Origin of the sequence: Paenibacillus plantiphilus, from assembly GCF_927798095.1 — a bacterium.
In the GTDB taxonomy this organism is placed as follows: domain Bacteria; phylum Bacillota; class Bacilli; order Paenibacillales; family Paenibacillaceae; genus Paenibacillus_Z; species Paenibacillus_Z plantiphilus.
In genome coordinates this window covers 1-7,354 of record NZ_CAKMMF010000034.1, presented here as the reverse complement: position 1 = coordinate 7,354, position 7,354 = coordinate 1, and the positions used below count along the sequence as shown (strand labels likewise).

The 7,354-nt window shown below is 52.2% G+C and carries 4 protein-coding genes; 3 read left to right on the top strand and 1 reads right to left on the bottom strand.

The genetic code is table 11. The features are described 5' to 3' along the window. Positions 1-2,655 (top strand): SbcC/MukB-like Walker B domain-containing protein (locus L6H65_RS22740; RefSeq protein WP_236345158.1); only part of this gene is annotated, 2,655 nt, incomplete at its 5' end. Between the two features lie 122 nt (positions 2,656-2,777). Next, entirely contained in the window at positions 2,778-3,392 is a 615-nt protein-coding gene (locus tag L6H65_RS22735) for a hypothetical protein (protein WP_236345156.1), read from the top strand. Between the two features lie 99 nt (positions 3,393-3,491). Here L6H65_RS22735 and L6H65_RS22730 read toward each other — a convergent pair whose 3' ends face one another. Beyond that, positions 3,492-4,373 (bottom strand): AraC family transcriptional regulator, encoded by an 882-nt coding sequence (locus L6H65_RS22730; RefSeq protein WP_236345154.1) that lies wholly within the window; start codon positions 4,371-4,373, stop codon positions 3,492-3,494. 224 nt (positions 4,374-4,597) lie between these two features. On the opposite strand from L6H65_RS22730, the gene yicI reads away from it, so the two are divergent. Next, on the top strand, positions 4,598-6,925 hold the full coding sequence (yicI, locus tag L6H65_RS22725; RefSeq protein ID WP_236345151.1) for an alpha-xylosidase: 2,328 nt from the start codon (positions 4,598-4,600) through the stop codon (positions 6,923-6,925). Positions 6,926-7,354 lie beyond the last annotated feature (429 nt).

Here is a 7,354-nt window from a genome sequence, read left to right as displayed (position 1 = left end):
GCCGCCGATGCGGCCGCTGCCGAGCCGCGCCTTGCGCTGCGGCTCGACCAGCTCGCGCAAGCGCAGCGGCTCGAAGGCGAAGCCGCCGCGCTTGCGGCAAGCGTCGCCGACGGCGAGCGCCGCAGCGCAGCCGCCGCCTTGGAGCAGCGCAGCTTTGGCGAGGCTGCCGCCAAAGCGCAGGATACGCTCGGCCGTGCACGAGCGAAGCAAAGCGAGCTGAAAGCCGAGCTTAAGGCGGCTCAGCTTTCGAGCGAAGAGCGGGACCAGCGCAGCGCGCTTGCCAAGCGGCTGCAGCAGATTGAGGCGCTTCGCGCGCAGTTGGATCGCGCAGACCGCGACAGCGAGGCGCAGTCCAAGAAGCTCATCAATGCGAGTCAGACGCTAAAGGCGGCAGAAGCGGAGCAAGCAGCGGCTGTGGCAGCACTGCACGAGCATATATCATCCCTGCTCCCAGTGCGCTCCGAATTGTTGTCACTCGAAGAAAAGCTGAAGAAGGCAAGTGGGCGACTGCCGCAATGGATCGAGCGAGTTCGCGAGAAACAGCGCGAGGAGGAAATTGCACAGCTGGCAGCGACATTAGCGGAAGGGCTTCAGCAGGGGAGGCCATGCCCTGTTTGCGGCTCCTGCGAGCATCCACAGTTGACCGCGCATGGGGAACAGGCCGCGTCTATTGGAATTGCTCCATTGGAACGGGAAGGTGAACAGGCCGCGTCTATTGGAATTGCTCCATTGGAACAGGATGATGAACAAGCGGCATCTTCAATAATTGCTCCATTGGAACAGGAAGAGGAACAAGCCGTATCTCCATCTATTGCCTCATGGGAACGGGCACAGGGTCAAGCAAGTGAACTGCTGATGCGAATTGCACCGCTTCGCTCCAAGGTAGAAACAGCGTGTGAAAGGCTGTATGAAGCGATTCCCTCCACAAGCGGAGCGAATGGCGCGCTCTATACAGAAGCGGGCCATTCGCTCTCGGCAGTCCATGCTCTCCCTGCAGCAGTCCATCTCCCCTTCAATTGGGAGCGTGAAGCTGCTGCTGCGGGATCGGTTGATTCCGCAGCCGGGCAGCATGGCGATGCCTGGCTGCTTCATAATGAGCCTGATGGGGATACCTTGCATGCTTTACAGGCTGTATTGGCGATTGTATCGGATACATATACCGCGCAGGAGCAATGGGTGGCAGCAGCAGAGGCTGGTTTCAGCGCAAGCCGCAGCCTGGGACATGATGGGGCCAGGCGCTATGAGATTGCGGAGAGCGAGCTTCGCGCACAAACCGCGCTGAAGTCAGAGATGACCCATAAACGCAATGAGCTTGCTGCAGCCATGGGGCAAGAGCTGGCAAGCTGGACGGAGCAGTTTGGCAATGAGCTGCCTCCCGAGCATGCGCAAGAGCGGCTTCAGCAATATGAGCAGCGAGAGCATGCAGCGCTTGAGCTCAATAATCGGCTGGAACGCAGCGTCTCCTTCATCGAGGAGACGAGCGAGCAATTGAGCAAGAATGAGAAGCTCGTCCAGTCAGCACAGCTTGAAGCTGCGCAGCTCACAGTAAGATTGGACAGCCAGAGGCAGCAGCTGTCCGATAAACAACAACAGCTTCAGCAATGGACAGGCGGCGAGCCTGCGGGACAATTATTGCAAGCAGCAGAACGGGAGCTCGCCCACATCCGTTCCGAGTTAACCCGTCTCCAAGACTTGCACGAAGCCGCGGGGGCAGCGCTTCAGAAGGCTGCCGAGCTGCGCAGCGCAGCCGAAGAATCGGCGCGCCATGCAGAGACACAGCAGGCGGAATGCGCCAAGCTGTGGCTGTCTGCTCTGGAGCAGTCGCAGTTCGAAACAGCAGATGAGGTGAAGGAGCTGCAGCCGCTGTTATCGAAGCAGGAGGCGATTGCCGGGGACATCGATCGTTACCGCGCAACAGAGCGCCAGCTTGCGGCTCAGATCGAGCTGCTGCGAGACCAGCTGCAAGGCAGATCGGTAACGGTTGAGGAGTGGGAGCAATGCGTGCTGCTGCTGGAACAGTCTCGTTTATCGAATGAATCAGCGCTGCAAGCCTCAGCCAAAGCAGAACGGAATCTGGAAGAGCTAACATCGAAGCAGGACAGATGGCAGCAGCTGGAGACGATCCGCAAGGAAACAGAGCTGCTTGGAGGCCGGCTTAAATCGCTTCAATCGGTTTTTCGCGGCAATGCGTTTGTTGAATATGTGGCAGAGGAGCAGCTTGTTCAAGTATGCCGCACCGCTTCAGAGCGACTCGGCTTTCTGACCAAGCGGCGATATGCGCTTGAGGTGGATTCAGGCGGCGGATTCGTCATACGCGATGATGCCAATGGCGGAATTCGAAGGCCTGTTTCGTCCCTTTCCGGCGGAGAAACCTTCCTTGCCTCTTTGGCATTGGCGCTGGCGCTGTCCGGACAAATTCAACTGAGGGGCAAATACCCGCTGCAGTTCTTTTTCCTGGACGAAGGCTTTGGCACGCTGGACCCGGAGCTGCTGGATACGGTCATTACTGCACTTGAGAAGCTTCAGAGCGATACGCTGTCGGTCGGCGTCATCAGCCATGTCACTGAATTGCGGGCAAGGCTGCCGCGCAGATTGATCGTAACCGCTTCAGAGCCTGCGGGTCGAGGAAGCCAGGTTGCTCTTGAGACGATGTGATGCTGCAATGATTTGTCGCTGGCAATCGACAAGAAACAGACACAAAGAGACTTGCTGGAACGCTTTTAAATAGGGTAAGTTTAAAAGAGCAAGCAACAGCTTAATCGTATGGAGGGATAATCTTGGAGCAAAAGCAGCCAAGACGGTCATGGTTTGCGCCAATTATGCTCGTATTGCTGACGTTCAGCTTGATGGGCAACGTCTTCTTATACAGCCAGAGCATTCACGAGAAACAGGATGTGCGTGTACAACGCGGATTTACGATCATCGAATCGGGCAATAATGCAAAGCAGCATATCGATTCTGTTCTGAACAATGTGCGGCTGATGCTCGATAATGATACGATCCCAACCCGTTTATTGGCCAAAAGCTCCCTCATTCTTGCTTTCAAGAATGAGAAGGACCTCGTGACGTTCATAGAAGAAGCAGAGGTATCGAGCAGCGAGCCGTTCACATTCGCGGACAGAACTGCGGAAACCTATATGTCTCAGGTCGAAGCCTCGCTAATTGAGGTTGCGAATCATGAAGGACCGCTGACCGAGGCGGATCGGAATTATCTCAGCTTGATTGAAGGCCAATATGCGCAAATGCAAGCCATTATTGCCAATTTCGATTTGAGTACGATTTCCAGAGGTACGGCGCTCACGATCCAAGCTGGAGGCAAGTGGGTAACGATGGGCAAGAATCTGCTTGAAATTATGAACGAGCCGGATGATGTATCGTTCAAAAAACCTTAAAGCAACAGCACAGGAACCCATTAGAATAGGCTGTCCCATTTCGTCAGCTGCAGCATTTGCAGCATTAGCATGACGAAGCGGGACAGCCTTTCGTCGTATTCATCCCCCGTCTCTCTTGCGATAGGAGCTGGGTGTACAGCCATAGTGCTGCTTGAAGATGCCGATGAAATAGCTGGAGCTGCTGAATCCAACATCAAGCGTGATTTCCAACAATTTTTTGTTAGTCGATGTTAATAGAACAGCCGCTTGCTGAACACGATACAGATTGATGTATGCGACCGGTGTTCGCGTAGTGATCTCCTTGAACAGCCGGCAAAAATGAGCTTCGCTCAGCGATACGAGAGAAGCGAGATCCTTCAGACGGATAGGTTCACTGTAATGGGTATGAATAAAGTTTAAAACCGTTTTGAGCCGTTCGATTGCATTGGAATCGGAGGGCGGCGCTGCCTTTCTGCCGAGCGGCTTGCCTAATATGACAAGCTTGGCGGCGGCCTGAAACAGCAGCCCCTTTGTTGTGAGCTCATAGGCAAGCTCCTGACTCTCGTTCACCTTGATGATCCGCTGGAGCAGATTCAGCAGCTCATTCTCAATGACAGAGCCGGTTGTGAGATGCGACGGGATGCCAAGTCTTTTTTGAATGAGAGGGGACAAGTATTTCTCTTGCGTGATGTCGAAGCTTCCGCTCATCATGAATTCAGAATGAAAAACAATCGCTTTGAACGAGCAGGGGCGATCGCCTGCAATATAGCCGGAATGCAGTTCTCCGGTGTTTACAAAAATCGCTTCGCCCGCCTTAACCGTATAGTCCGTTGTATCCACGCGAAAGACGGCCGTCCCTTCGGTTACGAGCAGAAATTCCAGCTCCTCATGCCAATGCAGCTCCAATAAAGGCTCGCCTGCGAGGCAGGAGATTTCGTACAGGCTGATCGGATAATGAGGCGTTCCATGGATGCGATTTTCCTTTAATACCGCTTTGTTCATCGGAAGACTCCTTTTTCTCTCCTCTATACAAGTTGAACGATGTTCTTGTGATCGCTGTTGTTCTTCCCTTCGTTCAACTTATGCAGACGGATTTGCTCATCTTTGCGATGTATCCAGTCGGTAGACGATAGGATATCAAAATCGTGATATAAATGAGCAATATTTTAAAAGAAATGAATCAAAATAGTTAATATTATTATATTAAAAGAAACGGAGGGATTCTAATGAAATTTACAGACGGCTATTGGATGATGAGAGAAGGAATGACGATCGTGCATCCAGTTGAGATAAGAGATATCGAAATCCAGCAATCGCAGCTGTCGATTCATACGGCATGCAAGAGAGTGGAACGCAAAGGAGATACGCTTAACGCGCCTCTGCTCAATGTGGAGGTAAGCGCTCCAATGCCGGATGTGATTCGTGTCCGTTGGACGCATCATGCAGGCAAATATCCGAAGGGACCGGAATTTGAAATATACAAGAACGAGACGAATGACGTTCATATTGCAAATAATGACGACACCGTTTCTATGACCAGCGGCGGCTTGACCGTCAACATCGCCAAGAACGGCCCGTGGAATATGGCGTTTGTCAATTATGGGAAACGTGTGACAGGCAGTGGAAGCAGAAGAACGGGATATATCCAGAGCAGTGATGGGACGTCCTATTTTCGCGAGCAGCTAGATCTTGGCATCGGTGAGCAAATTTATGGTTTGGGTGAACGGTTCACGCCATTTGTGAAAAATGGCCAGAGCGTTGATATTTGGAATGAGGACGGCGGTACGAGCAGCGAGCAGGCCTACAAGAACGTGCCGTTCTATCTTTCCAGCGAAGGCTATGGAGTATTCGTCAATCATCCGGAACGCGTATCCTTCGAGATCGCCTCTGAGAACGTGTCCAAGGTCCAGTTCAGTGTGCCTGGCGAAAATCTCGAATATTTCATCGTAGGCGGACGCACGATCAAGGAGGTGCTGGCGAATTATACGGCATTGACCGGCAAGCCGGCGCTGCCGCCAGCGTGGTCTTTCGGTTTATGGCTAACGACCTCTTTTACGACCAATTATGACGAAGCAACGGTTAACAGCTTTATTGACGGCATGTTCGAGCGAGATATTCCACTGCATGTATTCCATTTCGACTGTTTCTGGATGAAGGAATATCAATGGTGTGATTTCGAATGGGACCCGGCTGTGTTTCCTGATCCAGAGGGGATGCTGCGGCGTCTGAAGGATAGAGGTCTCAAAATCTGTGTCTGGATCAACTCCTATATCGGGCAGAAGTCGCCGCTGTTCAAGGAAGCGATGGAGAAGGGATATTTGCTCAAAACAACAGGCGGCGATGTTTGGCAATGGGATATGTGGCAGGCAGGTATGGGGATTGTAGATTTCACTAATCCAGCTGCTGCTTGCTGGTATCAGGAGAAGCTGGAGCGGCTGGTGGATATGGGCGTTGACAGCTTCAAGACGGATTTCGGTGAACGCATCCCAACCGACAATGTTGCCTATTACGATGGCTCCGATCCTGTAAAAATGCATAATTACTACACGTTCCTATACAACAAAGCCGTATTTGAGGTGCTTCAGCGCAAGCTTGGGAAGAATGAGGCGATGTTGTTTGCCCGTTCAGCAACGGCTGGCGGACAGCAGTTCCCGGTTCATTGGGGAGGAGATTGCTCCGCATCCTATGAATCCATGGCGGAGACGCTGCGGGGAGGGTTATCCCTTGGCCTGTCCGGCTTCGGCTATTGGAGTCACGATATAAGCGGCTTCGAAAGCACGGCCTCCCCTGATATTTACAAACGCTGGGTTGCATTCGGCCTGTTGTCCTCGCACAGCCGTCTCCATGGGAATGAAACGTACCGCGTACCTTGGGTATTTGATGAAGAAGCGGTTGATGTGCTGCGATTCTTCACGAAGCTGAAAAGTCGTCTTATGCCGTATCTCTATGCATCAGCTATAGAATCATCCGTGATTGGCTTGCCTATGATGAGAGCGATGGTGCTGGAATTTCCAGAGGACCCTACGAGCCACCATTTGGACACTCAGTATATGCTGGGGGACCGGCTGCTCGTTGCTCCGATTTTTAGAGAAGACGGCATAGTGAAGTATTACATTCCCGAAGGAAGATGGACGAACTTCTTCACGGGAGAATCCGTTGCAGGGGGGCGTTGGAGAGAGGAGGAGCATTCCTATATGAGTCTCCCGCTGCTCGTGAAACCGAACAGTCTGCTGGCCATTGGCAGCAACGACCAGCGTCCGGATTACGATTACGAGGAAGGCATATCCCTTCATTTGTTCGAGCTGGAGGATGGAGCCGCGGCTTCCGCGATCATTTATGATGTGAACGGAGAACAGAAGCGCACCGTCACTGCATCAAGAGAGGGCAGTGAGATTGTCATCGCCACTGACGGAGCTGCCAATAAGCCGTGGACGGTAGTGCTAAGAGGCATCACCAACGCAAATCGTATTATCGGGGCGTCCGCAGCCCATAATGCCCAAGGTACAACACTGATACCAGATATAGGTGCCGCCAAAATTATCGTATCTCTGTAAAATGTGATCAACAAGCAACATGACACACTCAACAAGCAACATGCTTAACCAGCTCAGGCTCAGCAAGCCCAGCAAACTCAGCAAGCCCAGCAAGCTCAGCAAGCTCAGCAAACTCAGCAAACTCAGCAAACTCAGCAAGCAACATGTTTCAACAACTGACATAATCCATGATCGACAAGTAACGCCTATAAGGACGAAAAAGCGGCTTACAGCCTGTAAAATCACGGCCAAGCCCGCTGTAAGCATGAAAAACAGCCTTACAGCGACGAAGAAGTAAGAAATCGCGTCTTCCCAGTCCCTATAAGGATGAAAATGCAATTAGAATAAAAAGTGGACACCTCGTAACGTTGGACAGATAATAATCCTAATAAAAGGTGAGGTGTTCACAATGGGGAAAACGAGGCAGCATTATAACGACGAGTTTAAATT

What these genes read in the sequence shown, in the direction of transcription:
- yicI (WP_236345151.1), top strand. Translation starts at nt 4,598, where the DNA reads ATGAAATTTACAGACGGCTATTGGATGATGAGAGAAGGAATGACGATC.
- L6H65_RS22730 (WP_236345154.1), bottom strand. Translation starts at nt 4,373, where the DNA reads ATGAACAAAGCGGTATTAAAGGAAAATCGCATCCATGGAACGCCTCAT.